Below are 13,004 nucleotides of genomic sequence, written 5' to 3'. Positions count from 1 at the left end.
GCCTCTCCCGTCGGGAGTTACAGCTGTCTGCGCCGACGCTCAGCCGGCGGGCGAGCGCTTGGCCACACGCATCAGCTTCGGGGTCACGAAGATCAGCAACTCCGCCTTGTCCTTGCTGCGACCACGCTTCTTGAACAGGTTGCCCAGGAACGGCACATCGCCCAGGAACGGCACCTTGGAGATGCTGCTGCGATCGGTGAATTCGTAGACACCACCGATGACTACGGTCTGCCCATCATCGACCAGGACGGCCGTGTTGATCTCGCGCCGGTTGATGACAGGGACCTGGCCGTAACCGCTGAGCGTAATGTAGCTATCAACCTCATCCTTCTTCACGTTCATGTTCAAGAAGATGCGGTTGTCGTCGGTGATGGTCGGCGTCACCTTCAGCTCAAGCAGCACTTCCTTGAACTGCACATTCGGCGTGGCGGCAACTCCGCTGCTGCCGCCTGTGATGGTGACATAGCCGATTTCCTTGCCTTGCCGGATCACTGCCTCACGCTGGTTGGAGGTCACGATGCGCGGATTGGAGATCACCTCGCCACGGCCCTCCTCCTGCAGTGCGGACAATTCCATGTCCAGGGAGAAATTGGCACCCAGCAGGGTGTACGCAATCGCACCAGGCGTACCGGTGGTGAAGGTGCCGGCGGGCATATTGAAATTCAGCCCGCTCGGAATGTTATGCACGCTGCTGTTGAGGATCGACGTGTTGTTGGCCACGTTGCCGCTGATCACCGCGGTGTTGTCGCCGTACTGCCGGCGGCCAGCGATACCGAAGCGCGCGCCCAGATCACGCGCGAAGGTATCGGTCGCAATGACGATGCGGCCTTCGATCAGCACCTGGTCGACCGGCCGGTCGATCACGTTGATCAGCTCGCGCATCTGCGCGACCTTCTTCGGGATGTCGCTGATCATCAGCGTGTTGGTGCGCTCGTCGGCGACGATGCGCCCACGCGGCGACAGGAAGCCGTTGTCGTTCTGGCTGTTACCGTTGCTGCCGCCGTTTCCACCACCACCGCCACCGCTGCCACCGATGCCCTTGGCCTCGGTCAGCGCCTTGAAGATCGCGGTGGCGCTGTGATAGTTGATCTGCACGTAGTCGGTGATCAGGTCCTCGCGGTTCTCGATCGCGATGCGCGCGTCTTCCTTGTCCTGCTCGAACTTGGCCAGTTCCTGCTGCGGCGCGACCCAGATCACCTTGCCGTCGCGGCGCTTGTCCAGGCCCTTGGCGCGCAGCACGATGTCCAGCGCCTGGTCCCAGGGTACGTTGACCAGGCGCAGGGTGACGCTGCCCTGCACGGTGTCGGAGGCGACGATGTTGAGATTGGACTCCTCGGCGATCAACTGCAGCACCGTGCGCACCGGCACGTCCTGGAAGTTGAAGGTCACCGGCTTGCCGCTGTAGCCGCGGGCAGCGACCTGCGCGGCGGCCTGGCTCACCGTGGTGGCGGTGACCGCGCCCACCGCCGGCGCGGCGGCGCGCGGGGTGATCTCGACCACGTACTCGTTCCCGGACTGATAGGCCAGGGATTCGAAGCCGCCATTGGTGTTCAGCACCAGCTCGGCACCGCCGGCATAGGGCTTGGCATCGATGCGCTGCACCGGGGTCGCGAAGTCGGTGACGTTGAGCGGACGCTGCAGTTCCGGTGGCAGCACGGCATTACCGACGTCGACCACGACGTTGTTGCCCTGGGTACGCAGGTCCGGGCTGGCGCCGCTGCCGTTGAACGACAGGATCAGCCGCCCCGCGCCGCCGTCGCCGCGCTTGAAGTCGATCTTCGACACCGTGAGCTTGGCCGGCGCCGCCGCGGGCGCGGCAGGTGCAGCGGCAGGCGCGGCAGGCGTTGCCGCACTGGCGACGACCGCGTTCCCGAGCATCGCCGCCAACCCCAAGGCGCATAGCCGCATCGTCGCGTGGCGCCGGATGGGGCGCAGGCTCAGGGCTTTGGAAAAAGTCATCGTGCTATCCCCATAATCAATCATTGATCGTCCAGCGCGACGGAGGCGGGACGTTCCAGCCAGCCGCCGGCGCCATCCGGCACCAGTTCAATCAAATCGATGCGATCCTCGTGCACCCCGGTCACGCGGCCATCGCTCTGCCCCATGTACACGCCCGGACGCACGCGGTAGGTCACCTTGTCCGGCGCCATCACCAGCGCCACCTGGCCGGCACCGCTGCCCAGCGTGCCGACCATGTTGAGGCTGTCCAGCGGGAACTGTTCCAGCGGCTCCTTGCGGCGGTTCGGATCCGGGCGCAGGCCGCTGCTGCCGTCGGGGTTGGCCCAGGCATCGCTGAACGGATCGCGCAGGCCCTGCGCCGCATATTCGAACGTCTCGAACTGCTGCATCACCGGCAACGGCTCCAGCGGCTGCGCCGGTCGTGCGCGCACTTCCTTCACCCAGTTCTCCAGGTTCGGCGCATCGCCCGGCGTGCTGGTAATGGTGCGACCGCAGGCGCCAAGCACCAGCGCCAGCGCGGCCGCGGCGAGAATCCTGACCATCCGCTGCTGCCGGCTCATGCTCCACCGCCTTGCTTGCCGGCCTTCTTGGCGGCCGCTGCGGCCTGTTCCTGGTCGGCCATTTCCTTGTCGTCCAGATAGCGATAGGTCTTGACCGTGCCGGACAGTTCCAGCTCGCCGCGCGCGGTGATGCCGTTGCTCTTGTCGCGCGGTTTCAGGTTGATGTCGTGCATGGTCAGGATCACCACCCGCGGCAGCGAGGCCACACCGCTGACGAAGGCGCCGAACTGGTGGTAGCTGCCGACCATGCGCAGGGCGATCGGCTTCTCCGCGTAGAACTCCTTCGGCGACTCCGGACCCGGCTGGAACAGCTCGTTGGTCAGGCCGCTGGACAGCGCAGTCTGCGAGATGTCGATGATCAGGTCGGGCATCTCGGTCTTGCTGGGCAACTGCCGCAGCATCTGCTGCAGCACCTGCTCCATCTGCACCAGTTGCTGCTTCAGCGGCTGCAGGTTCACCGCCCGGCTCTGTTCCTTCTCGAAGGAGGCGCGCAGCTCGGTTTCCTTCTGCTCCAGCGTCTGCAACTCGTCGCTCTTGCTGCTGATCAGCAGGAACCAGGAAATGGCCAGGATGAACAGGGTCACCAGCACGCAGAACACGATCTTGGCCTGCTGCGGCCAATTGCCGAGATTGTTGAAATCCAGCTCTTTGATGTTGAATTTCTTGCTCATGACGCCGGTCCCTGTTGCACTGGCTTGGCGGCGGGAGCCGGCGCGGTGGCCGGCGCCGGTGCGGCGGCGCTCCCCGTGGCAGGTGCGGGGGCAGCCGGTGCCTGCGCCGGCGTGCCTGGCGCGCCGCCGGCAGGTGCTGCGGCCGGCGTGGCGGGCGTCGCCGCACCGCCGGGTGCCGTGGCGTCGGCCGCCGGATCGGTGCTCTCGCCGGGCACCGGCAGCTTGACCCGCAGCGTGAACACGTACGGCAGCGCCTTGGTGTCGACGATCGGACCCTTGGCTTCCTTCTCCTGCGCCTTGGCCTCGATCACCGTCAGCTCCGGGTTGGTCATCCAGCCCGAACCTTCCAGGTTGCGCATGTAGGTACTGACCCGTGCATTGGACTGCGAGCGGCCTTCCAGGGTCAGCATGTCGCCCTCCTGCTTCACGGAGGTCAGCACCACGCCATCGGGAATGGTCCGCACCAGCGAGTCGAACAGGTGCACCATCTGCGAGCGCTTGGCCTGCAGTTCCTCGATGACCTGCTTGCGCGCCAGCAGCCGGCGCTTCTTCTCGTCGAGGGTGTCGATTTCCTTGTTCTGCGCCTGGACCTTCTCGATCTCGGCCTGCAGATACGCGTTGCGCTCGTTCTGGCCGCTGATCTGCAGGTCGTAGTAGAACCAGATCAGCCCCGCCAGCAGCACCCCGGCGAACGCGGCCAGGCCAAGCATCGAGTAGAACTCGCGTTCGCGCTGCTTGCGCCGTTCCGCCCGCCAGGGCAGCAGATTGATCTTCGCCATCAGTCGAAGCTCCTCAGCGCCAGGCCGGTGGCGATCATCAGCGCCGGCGCGTCCTGGGCCAGCGCATGCGCCTGCACCTTCGGCCCCAGGGTCATCTGCGCCAACGGGTTGGCGACCACCGTGGCCACGCCCAGTTGCTCCTCCACCATCTCCGGCAGCCCGGCCAGGGCGGCGCAGCCGCCGGCCAGGACGATGTGGTCGACCCGGTTGAATTCGCTACCGGCGTAGAAGAACTGCAGCAGGCGGCTGATCTGCTGCACCGTGGCTTCCTTGAACGGTTCCAGCACCTCGACCTCGTAGCTCTCCGGCAGCCCGCCCTGGCGCTTGGCCATGCCGGCTTCCTCGTAGGTCAGGCCGTAGCGGCGCATCACTTCGTCGGTCAGTTGCTTGCCGCCGAACACCTGTTCGCGGCTGTACAGGCTGCGCCCGCCGCGCAGGACGTTGAGGGTGGTCATGGTGGCGCCGATGTCGACCAGGGCGACGATGCCGTCGGCGGCCACCGGCAGCTCGCTGGCCACCAGCGCGAAGGCGTTCTCGACCGCGAAGGCCTCCACGTCCATCACCTTGGCCACCAGACCGCCCAGTTCCAGGGCCGACTGGCGCAGTTCCACGTTCTCCGAGCGCGAGGCCGCCAGCAGCACCTGCACCATCTCGGGGTTGTTGGGGATGACGCCCAGCACCTCGAAATCCAGGTTCACTTCGTCGATCGGATACGGGATGTAGTTCACCGCCTCCAGCTCGACCTGGGCTTCCAGCTCGTTCTCGTCCAGCTCGGCCGGCATCGGGATCACCTTGGTGATCACCGCCGAGCCGGCCACGGCGGCCGCGGCATGCTTGGCGCGGGTACCGGAGCGGGTCACGGCGCGGCGGATCGCCTCGCCCACCGCCTCGACCTCGACGATGTTCTTTTCGACCACGGCATTGGGCGGCAAGGGTTCGACGGCGTAATGCTCGACGCGGAACCGGTTGCCGTTACGCGAAAGCTGCAGCAGCTTGACCGCGGTCGAGCTGATGTCGATGCCGATCAGCGGCTGCTGACTCTTTGGGATAAGCCCCACGGATTTTCCCCTGCCGGCGGGCACTTGGACGCCAATGTTGCGCCAGCGCATTAATAACAAATTTTTTGCAATTGGCAACCGCCCGGTTGCATACCGCGATCCGTGTCACGGCATGACCTGCGGCAGCAAACCCGTCGCATCCCCGGAACCGGCCCCAGCCGTTCCCCGGCGTACTCTATACTCTGCGCCCAAGAAATCTGCAATCGGAATCTCTCGCGATGCCCCGTTTTCGTCGTTGGCTGCGCTGGGCGCTGGTCTTGTTCGTCCTCCTCGGCCTGGTCGGCGCCGCCGTGGCAGGCGGGCTGTACTACGTCGTCTCCTCCAAGCTCCCGGACGTGCAGACCCTGCGCAAGGTCGAACTGCAGGAGCCCATGTACGTCTACTCCAGCGACGGCAAGCTGATGGCGCTGTTCGGCGAGACCCGACGCTACCCCATCACCATGAAGGACGTGCCGGAGCGGCTGAAGCAGGCCTTCCTGGCCACCGAGGACGCGCGCTTCTACGAGCATGGCGGGGTCGACTACAAGGGTATCGCCCGCGCGGTGTGGCTGCTGGCCACCACCAACGACAAGCGCGTGCCGGGCGGCTCCACCATCACCCAGCAGGTCGCCCGCCAGTTCTTCCTGAGCTCGGAATACAGCTACACCCGCAAGCTGGCGGAGATCCTGCTGGCGCGCAAGATCGAGGCCGAACTGACCAAGGACGAGATCTTCGAGCTGTATCTGAACAAGAGCTTCTTCGGCAACCGCGCCTACGGCATCGCCGCCGCCGCCGAGTACTACTACGGCAAGAAGCTCAACGAGCTGAGCCTGGACGAGATGGCCTCGCTGGCCGGCATCCCCAAGTTCCCCTCCAGCGGCAACCCGATCAGCAACCCCGAGCGCGCCAAGCAGCGCCGCGACAACTACGTGCTCAGCCGCATGGCCGCGCTGGGCTTCATCACCCCGGCCGAGGCCGAGGCGGCCAAGGCGGTGCCGATGCACGCCGCCCCGCACGAACGCCCGGTCGAGGTCGAGGCTCCGTACGTGGCCGAACTGGTGCGCCAGGAGATGATCGCGCGCTTCGGCGGCGACGTGCTGGACAAGGGCTACCACGTCTACACCAGCATCGATTCGACCCTGCAGACCGCGGCCAACCATGCGGTGCGCGAGGGCCTGGTCGTCTACGATCGTCGCCATGGCTGGCATGGCGTCGAGAAGCACTTCGACGTCCCCGCCAATGCCGATGCGGCGGCGCTGGCCAGCCACCTGAGCGGCGTCTACGTGCAGGGCGGGATGCTGCCGAGCATCGTCGCCAGCACCGGCAGCGACGGCAGCGCCACCGTAGTGCTCGCCAACAAGACCGAACTGGTGCTGCCGGTGGCCGCCAGCCGCTGGACCGGGCGCAGCCCGGCCACCCTGCTCAAGCGTGGCGACCTGGTGCGCATCCAGGCCGGCGACAAGCCGGGCGAGTGGGAGATCACCCAGATCCCGCGCGGCCAGGCCGCCCTGGTCTCGCTGGACGCCAACAACGGCGCGCTGCGCGCCATGGTCGGCGGCTTCAGCTACGCCGGCAACAAGTTCAACCGCGCCACCCAGGCGCGCCGCCAGCCCGGCTCCAGCTTCAAGCCGTTCCTGTATGCGGCCTCGTTCGAGAAGGGCTTCAACCCGGCGTCGATCGTGCTCGACGCGCCGGTGGTGTTCCGCGACCGCCGCGGCAAGACCTGGTCGCCGCAGAACGACGGCGGCGGCTTCCGCGGCCCGATGCGCCTGCGCGAAGCGCTGGTGCAGTCGCGCAACCTGGTCTCGGTGCGCCTGCTGGACGCCATCGGCGTGGACTTCGCGCGCAAGTACATCAGCCAGTTCGGCTTCCAGGAAGCCGAGCTGCCGCCGAACCTGTCGATGTCGCTGGGCACCGCCTCGCTGACCCCGCTGTCGGTGGCGCGCGGCTATACCGTGTTCGCCAACGGCGGCTCGCTGGTCAACACCTGGATCATCGACAAGGTCACCGACCGCGACGGCAAGGTGCTGTTCCAGGAGCATCCGCTGACCGCCTGCCGCAGCTGCGGCAGCGTCGGCGGCAATGCCGCGCCGGTCAGCCAGGTGGTGGATGGCTTCAACTTCGGCGCGGCCACGCCGCCGCCGGCGGCCAAGCCGGCAGAGACCGCGGCCACGGCGGCGGCAGCGGAGAAGCCGACCGACCCCGAGGCCAAGGTGGCGCCGCGCGCCATCGACGAGCGCACCGCCTATCAGTTGGTGTCGATGATGCGCGACGTGGTCCAGCGCGGCACCGGCACCCCGGCCAAGGTGCTCGGCCGCGAGGACGTCGGCGGCAAGACCGGCTCGACCAACGACCACCGCGACGCCTGGTTCTCCGGCTTCGGCGGCCCGTACGTGACCACCGTCTGGGTCGGCCGCGACGACTACCGTTCGCTGGGTTACCGCGAGTACGGCGGCAAGGCGGCGCTGCCGATCTGGATTGACTACATGCGGGTCGCGCTGAAGGACCAGCCGATCGCCCGCAACGACCCGCCTGGCGGCATGGTCCAGGTCAGCCTCAACGGCGCCACCGAGTGGGTCAAGACCGAGGACATGGACCGCATCCAGCAGTTCGACGAAAGCCTGCAGGACCAGAAGACCGACGACGCGGCTTTCGACATCTTCTGATCGCGTCGCGCCGCCCCGCCCCGGCGCTGGCCGGGGCAGTTGCCGCCGGGCGCGCCTCGCCCGGCGGACGCCGCATCAGGCAGCGGCGCCGGCTACACCCGAATTTCGCAAGGCTGCGGTACAGTCGGGGCAGGCTTTGAGGGGAGGCGCTCCATGCACCACGCTCGGCAACATGCCCGGACCCGCACGCACGAACGCCGCCGCCGGCTGGCGCACGAAGCCGCCCGCCTGATGGCCGAAGGCGGCATCCGCGATTTCCACCAGGCCAAGCTCAAGGCCGCCGACCGGCTCGGCATCCACGACGATGCCTCGCTGCCGCGCAACAGCGAGATCGAGGACGCCCTGCGTGAATACCAGCGGCTGTTCGCCGGCCCCGACCATGCCGGCGAACTGCGCCGGCGGCGCGAGGCGGCGCTGCGCGCGATGGACTTCCTGCACGCCTTCGCGCCACGCCTGGCCGGGCCGGTGCACGACGGCACCGCCGACGCCAACAGCCCGGTGCAGTTGCATCTGCACAGCGACGATGCCGAGGCGGTGGCGCGCTTTCTCGAAGAGCACCGCATCCCGGCCGAGTTGCGCAGCCGCAGGCTGCGCCTGGACCGCGAGCGCAGCGAGGACTTCCCGGTGTGGCTGTTCACTGCCGAGGAGCTGACCTTCGACCTGACAGTGCTGCCCTACGACGCGCTGCGCCAGGCGCCGCTGTCGCAGGTGGACGAGAAGCCGATGCGCCGCGCCTCGATGCCGCAACTGCGGCAACTGCTGACCGAACAGGACATCGCCGACTACCAGTACGGCTGAGCGCGGCAGCGCGCCACGCATTGGCTGCGGCGTGCGCCGTGACATGACGCATGCGCGCGCGGCGAGGCGAAGCGGACGCCAGCCCTTCCCCGCTTCGACCGCGCAAACAAAAACGCCCCGCGAGGCGGGGCGTTCCTGATAGCGGTGAGGCGATCGATCAGCGCTTGTCGGTGCTGGTGTAGTCGCGCTTGTCGTAGCCGGTGTAGATCTGGCGCGGACGGCCGATCTTCATTTCCGGGTCGACCTGCTGCTCCAGCCAGTGCGAGACCCAGCCGGCGGTACGGGCGATGGCGAACATGACGGTGAACATCTCCACCGGAATGTTCAGCGCCTTGTAGATGATGCCCGAGTAGAAGTCGACGTTCGGGTACAGCTTGCGCTGCACGAAGTAGTCGTCCTTCAGCGCAGCCTCTTCCAGCTTCAGCGCCACTTCCAGCAGCGGGTCGTTGACGCCCAGCTCGCCCAGCACCTTGTGGGTCATCTCGCGGATGATCTTCGCGCGCGGGTCGAAGTTCTTGTACACGCGGTGGCCGAAGCCCATCAGGCGGAAGCTCGAGTTCTTGTCCTTGGCCTTGGCCACGGCGCTCTCGACGTTGTCGGCGGTGCCGATCTCTTCCAGCATCTTCAGCACGGCTTCGTTGGCGCCGCCGTGCGCGGGGCCCCACAGCGCGGTGATGCCGGCGGCGACCGAGGCGTACGGGTTGGCGCCGGTGGAACCGACCAGACGCACGGTCGAGGTCGAGGCGTTCTGCTCGTGGTCGGCGTGCAGGATGAACAGCAGGTCCAGGGCCTTGGCCACGACCGGGTTCATCTGCAGCTGCTCGCTCGGCACCTCGAACATCATGTGCAGGAAGCGCTCGACGTAGCCGAGGTTGTTGCGCGGGTAGCGGATCGGCCAGCCGATGGAGTAGCGGTAGGCGGCGGCGGCGATGGTCGGCACCTTGGCGATCAGGCGGATCGCGGCCAAGCGGCGCTGCTCCGGATCGTTGAGGTCGAGGGTGTCGTGGTAGAACGCCGACAGCGAGGCCACGCTACCGGCCAGCATCGCCATCGGGTGCGCGTCGTGGCGGAAGCCGCCGAGGAAGTTCTTCAGCGACTCGTGCATCATCGTGTGATGCGTCACTTCGTGGTCGAACTTCTTGAATTCGTCGGCGGTGGGCAGCTCGCCGTTCATCAGCAGGTAGGCCACTTCGAGGAAGTTGGACTTCTCGGCCAGCTGCTCGATCGGGTAGCCGCGGTACAGCAGCACGCCGTTGTCGCCGTCGATGTAGGTGATCGCCGACTTGCAGCTGGCGGTCGCGGTGAAGCCCGAGTCGTAGGTGAAGAGACCGGTCTCCTTGGTCAACTTGGAGATGTCGACGCAATCGTTGCCCAGGGTGGGCTTGAGTACCGGAAGAACGACCGACTTGTCGCCGGCGTTCAACGTGACCTGATCAAGATCGGACACAGTGTGCGCTCCTCGATGGAAGGCGCCTGTCCGATTACGTTGCGAACAGACGCGTGAAGGAAGTCCACGGCAATCGCCACGGATCGCGCCATTATCGCACAGCAGCATTTGCGTCGTCGCTCACCCCTCATGCTGCACGATGGCGGCAGGAAAGCGACACAGCGTTGCATCCTCGCCGCACTTTCACGGAAGGATGACACCGGCGCGTCAACGCCGGGAAGACAGGATGTGGCGGATAGCAAAACGGCCGCGCAAGCGGCCGTCGCTTTACATCCGTTCGACGGTTCCGGTCAGCGCGCGTAGCGCTTCTGGAACTTGTCGATGCGGCCGCTGGTGTCGATGACCTTGTGCTTGCCCGTATAGAACGGATGCGAAGCCGAGGAAATTTCGACCTTGATCAGCGGATACTCTTCGCCGTCCTCCCACTTGACCGTCTCTTTCGAGGACATGGTCGAACGGGTCAGGATCTTGAAATCGGAGGTGACATCGTGGAACACGACGTCGCGGTACTGGGGATGGATGTCGGCCTTCATGGGCTCGCACCGTAGGTGGCTGCTGGACAAGAGGGAAACTATAACAGCCCTGCCGCCCTACACGCAACGTGTAATTCACACGTTACGTGTAGTCGCCAGCCGCCGCCCCCGGCTCTGACGCATGCGCAGGCAGGGACCGGCAAGCTCAGCCGGCGCCGACCGCCACGCGGGCCAGGCCCAGGAAGCGGGCGTGGTCGTAGCGGATGAGCATGGTCGCATTGTCCGGCAGGCCCAGCTGGCGGTTCCAATCGACCAGGGTGGCGCCGCGGGTGTGCACCCCGGACAGCTCGATCTGCATGGGCCGCGACTGCACTTCCTGCGCGCCGTCGGGCTGCAGCGCCCAGGCCATCGCCAGTGCGTCGGCGGCGTACCAGTGCTCGCCGCGGGCGTCTTCCGACCACAGCCGGGTCTTGCGCGAGATCAGTTCGTAGAAGCGCGCCTTGGGCGCATCCACCGCCAGCCACTGCTCGACCTCGCGGTGCGGCAGGCCGTGCGCCACGGTCGCCTCCCAATCGGCGACCTCGATGTGCGGGAACGCCTTGAACACGATGTGCGCGGCTTCCGGATCGAAGGCGATGTTGAATTCGGCGGCCGGGGTGATATTGCCGTGGCAGGTGATCGCCCCACCCATCACCAGGAAGCGGCCGACGCGCTGCGGCAGGGTCGGATCCAGCTTCAGCGCCAGTGCGATGTTGGTCAACGGCCCCAGCGCGACCAGCAGCAGGCGCCCGGCGTACTGGTGCGACAGGCGCAGGATCGCCAGCGCGGCGTGCTCGGCCTCGGCGCCACGCGCGGCCGGCGGCAGGTCGACGTCGCCGAAGCCGTCCTGGCCATGCACGTGCCCGGCATCCACCGACGGATGCAGCAGCGGATCGGCGCAGCCGGCGAACACCGGCACATCCTCGCGCCCGGCCACTTCGCACAGCTTCAGCGCGTTGCGCACGGTGTGGCGCAGCCCGACGTTGCCGGCGGCGATGGTCAGCCCGACCACCTCGTGACGCGGATCGGCGAACGCCATCAACAGCGCCAGCGCGTCGTCCACGCCAGGGTCGGTATCGATCAACAGGGGAATCTTGTCGCTCATGCGTCGCTTCGCTCGTCCATTCGAGCCGCCGAGTCTGGCACTGCTGGGCAGGCATGGGAAGAAGACGGGATTGGGGAGTCGGGATGACCAGCCATTCGGCTGTGGAAAGCAGGGATTCGCAAAGGCAGCGCAACCGCTGTTTGTCGTAGGAGCGGCTTCAGCCGCGACTGAGCATTACCGGGAAAGCCCGGTCGCGGCTAAAGCCGCTCCTTGTATCTGGACATGTCGCCCCTAGACAGGCGTCATGTCTTCCGACTGATCATCGGAGGAGGTGTGGCAGGTCCAGTCGCTCCTAAAGCTTCGAGCTTGCATCGTAGATCGGCTCCGCCCTCCACATGCTGGCCCTTGTGTGTCCGAACGGTATCCAGAGTCCGCTCCCGGGCGTGAACTCGCATCGACAAGGCAGGACCGGGCCCAGCGCCGATCATGACCCTGACACGATGGAGGAATCGCGTATGTCTCCCGTCATCGGCATCGACGTCGCCAAACGCAGTTTCGATGCGGCCATCGATCTGACCAATGGCAAGCACCGTACCAAGGCCAAGTTGTCCAACGATGCCAAGGGCTTCCAGGCCCTGCAGGCATGGCTGCAGACGCATGCGCAGCCCGATAGCTGGATCGCCATGGAGGCCACCGGCACCTATCACCAGGCGCTGGCCGAGTTCCTCCACGCACGAGGCTATCAGGTGTGCGTGCTCAACCCTGCGCAGACGGCCGCGTACGCACGCAGCCAGCTCAGCCGGGTCAAGACCGATCGCAGCGATGCCAAGCTGATCGCCAGTTATGCCCTGCGTCACCGCGAGCAGTTACGCCGTTGGCACCCTGATCCGCCGGCGCTCAAGCAGCTCAAAGCGCTGGTGCGCCGGCGCCAGGATCTGCAACAGATGCTGCAGATGGAGCGCAACCGGCTGGACGTCGCTCCGGCCCAGGTGAAGGACTCGATCCAGGTCCATCTGGCCGATCTGCAACACCACATCGCCCAGATCGAGCAGGCCATCGATGACCACATCGACCAGGATCCGACCTTGCGTGGGCAGCGCGAGCTGCTGGTGAGCATCCAGGGGATTGCCGACACCAGCGCGGCCTTGATGCTGGCCGAGCTTGGCGATGTGAGGCGCTTCGCCGATGCCGCGGCGGTGACCGCCTTCGCGGGCCTGAATCCGTGCCTGCAGCAGTCGGGCGACCGCAAAGGCCACGTCTGCATCTCGCGCACCGGCTCGCCCCGCCTGCGTGCGGGCCTGTTCATGCCGGCCCTGGTGGCCATGACCCACAACCCGATCATCCGGACGCTGAAACAGCGGCTGAGCGAACGCGGCAAAGCCGGCAAGCAGATCGTGTGCGCCGCCATGCGCAAGCTCCTGCACCTGGCCTACGGGGTTCTCAAATCGGGTACGGCGTTCGATCCGAAAAGGGGACTTGCCTGCTAGGGGGTAAGACGGTATCTACGAACGAAGCCGTCGCGAAGCCGCT

Annotated in this window: 11 protein-coding genes; 3 read left to right on the top strand and 8 right to left on the bottom strand. The window is 66.5% G+C overall.

Features of this window, described 5'->3' with window-relative positions; genetic code table 11:
* Positions 1–39: 39 nt before the first annotated feature.
* From RAB71_RS05910 to RAB71_RS05890, 5 genes are read right to left on the bottom strand one after another with little or no spacing between them, the layout of a single operon-like run.
* Entirely contained in the window at positions 40–1,959 is a 1,920-nt protein-coding gene (locus RAB71_RS05910) for a type IV pilus secretin PilQ (RefSeq protein ID WP_029561812.1), read from the bottom strand.
* Positions 1,960–1,979: 20 nt separating this feature from the next.
* Positions 1,980–2,519, bottom strand: a complete 540-nt coding sequence (locus RAB71_RS05905) for a pilus assembly protein PilP (protein ID WP_010340868.1) — start codon at positions 2,517–2,519, stop codon at positions 1,980–1,982.
* Positions 2,516–3,190 (bottom strand): type 4a pilus biogenesis protein PilO, encoded by a 675-nt coding sequence (locus RAB71_RS05900; protein ID WP_010340866.1) that lies wholly within the window; start codon positions 3,188–3,190, stop codon positions 2,516–2,518. The genes RAB71_RS05905 and RAB71_RS05900 overlap by 4 nt, the downstream gene beginning before the upstream one ends.
* Positions 3,187–3,969 (bottom strand): PilN domain-containing protein, encoded by a 783-nt coding sequence (locus RAB71_RS05895; protein ID WP_104609592.1) that lies wholly within the window; start codon positions 3,967–3,969, stop codon positions 3,187–3,189. Before RAB71_RS05895 ends, RAB71_RS05900 begins: the two co-directional genes overlap by 4 nt.
* Entirely contained in the window at positions 3,969–5,027 is a 1,059-nt protein-coding gene (locus RAB71_RS05890) for a pilus assembly protein PilM (RefSeq protein ID WP_010341533.1), read from the bottom strand. The genes RAB71_RS05895 and RAB71_RS05890 overlap by 1 nt, the downstream gene beginning before the upstream one ends.
* 218 nt (positions 5,028–5,245) lie before the next feature.
* Here RAB71_RS05890 and RAB71_RS05885 point away from each other — a divergent pair, with 218 nt between their 5' ends.
* Positions 5,246–7,672, top strand: a complete 2,427-nt coding sequence (locus tag RAB71_RS05885) for a penicillin-binding protein 1A (protein WP_010341534.1) — start codon at positions 5,246–5,248, stop codon at positions 7,670–7,672.
* Positions 7,673–7,825: 153 nt separating this feature from the next.
* Positions 7,826–8,470: a hypothetical protein gene (locus RAB71_RS05880; protein ID WP_010341535.1), complete on the top strand. Its 645-nt coding sequence runs from the start codon at positions 7,826–7,828 to the stop codon at positions 8,468–8,470.
* A gap of 157 nt (positions 8,471–8,627) precedes the next feature.
* Here the strand turns inward: RAB71_RS05880 and RAB71_RS05875 are convergent, their stop codons facing one another.
* The 3 genes from RAB71_RS05875 to RAB71_RS05865 form a co-directional block, all read right to left on the bottom strand.
* Positions 8,628–9,917 carry a citrate synthase gene (locus tag RAB71_RS05875; protein ID WP_010341536.1) on the bottom strand — a complete coding sequence of 430 codons (1,290 nt, stop codon included), beginning with the start codon at positions 9,915–9,917 and terminating at the stop codon, positions 8,628–8,630.
* A gap of 290 nt (positions 9,918–10,207) precedes the next feature.
* Positions 10,208–10,450 carry a type B 50S ribosomal protein L31 gene (locus tag RAB71_RS05870; protein WP_010341537.1) on the bottom strand — a complete coding sequence of 81 codons (243 nt, stop codon included), beginning with the start codon at positions 10,448–10,450 and terminating at the stop codon, positions 10,208–10,210.
* Positions 10,451–10,595: 145 nt separating this feature from the next.
* Positions 10,596–11,534: a nucleoside hydrolase gene (locus tag RAB71_RS05865; RefSeq protein ID WP_010341538.1), complete on the bottom strand. Its 939-nt coding sequence runs from the start codon at positions 11,532–11,534 to the stop codon at positions 10,596–10,598.
* Positions 11,535–11,989: 455 nt separating this feature from the next.
* On the opposite strand from RAB71_RS05865, the gene RAB71_RS05860 reads away from it, so the two are divergent.
* Positions 11,990–12,961 carry an IS110 family transposase gene (locus RAB71_RS05860; RefSeq protein WP_353940057.1) on the top strand — a complete coding sequence of 324 codons (972 nt, stop codon included), beginning with the start codon at positions 11,990–11,992 and terminating at the stop codon, positions 12,959–12,961.
* Positions 12,962–13,004 lie beyond the last annotated feature (43 nt).

This window comes from Xanthomonas sacchari (assembly GCF_040529065.1).
GTDB classification, from domain to species: Bacteria; Pseudomonadota; Gammaproteobacteria; order Xanthomonadales; family Xanthomonadaceae; genus Xanthomonas_A; species Xanthomonas_A sacchari.
Note: the sequence above shows the minus strand (reverse complement) of the source record. Positions and strands in the feature narration are given on the sequence as shown.

What these genes read in the sequence shown, in the direction of transcription:
- RAB71_RS05895 (WP_104609592.1), bottom strand. Translation starts at nt 3,969, where the DNA reads ATGGCGAAGATCAATCTGCTGCCCTGGCGGGCGGAACGGCGCAAGCAG.
- RAB71_RS05880 (WP_010341535.1), top strand. Translation starts at nt 7,826, where the DNA reads ATGCACCACGCTCGGCAACATGCCCGGACCCGCACGCACGAACGCCGC.
- RAB71_RS05905 (WP_010340868.1), bottom strand. Translation starts at nt 2,519, where the DNA reads ATGAGCCGGCAGCAGCGGATGGTCAGGATTCTCGCCGCGGCCGCGCTG.
- RAB71_RS05885 (WP_010341534.1), top strand. Translation starts at nt 5,246, where the DNA reads ATGCCCCGTTTTCGTCGTTGGCTGCGCTGGGCGCTGGTCTTGTTCGTC.
- RAB71_RS05865 (WP_010341538.1), bottom strand. Translation starts at nt 11,534, where the DNA reads ATGAGCGACAAGATTCCCCTGTTGATCGATACCGACCCTGGCGTGGAC.
- RAB71_RS05860 (WP_353940057.1), top strand. Translation starts at nt 11,990, where the DNA reads ATGTCTCCCGTCATCGGCATCGACGTCGCCAAACGCAGTTTCGATGCG.
- RAB71_RS05910 (WP_029561812.1), bottom strand. Translation starts at nt 1,959, where the DNA reads ATGACTTTTTCCAAAGCCCTGAGCCTGCGCCCCATCCGGCGCCACGCG.
- RAB71_RS05900 (WP_010340866.1), bottom strand. Translation starts at nt 3,190, where the DNA reads ATGAGCAAGAAATTCAACATCAAAGAGCTGGATTTCAACAATCTCGGC.
- RAB71_RS05870 (WP_010341537.1), bottom strand. Translation starts at nt 10,450, where the DNA reads ATGAAGGCCGACATCCATCCCCAGTACCGCGACGTCGTGTTCCACGAT.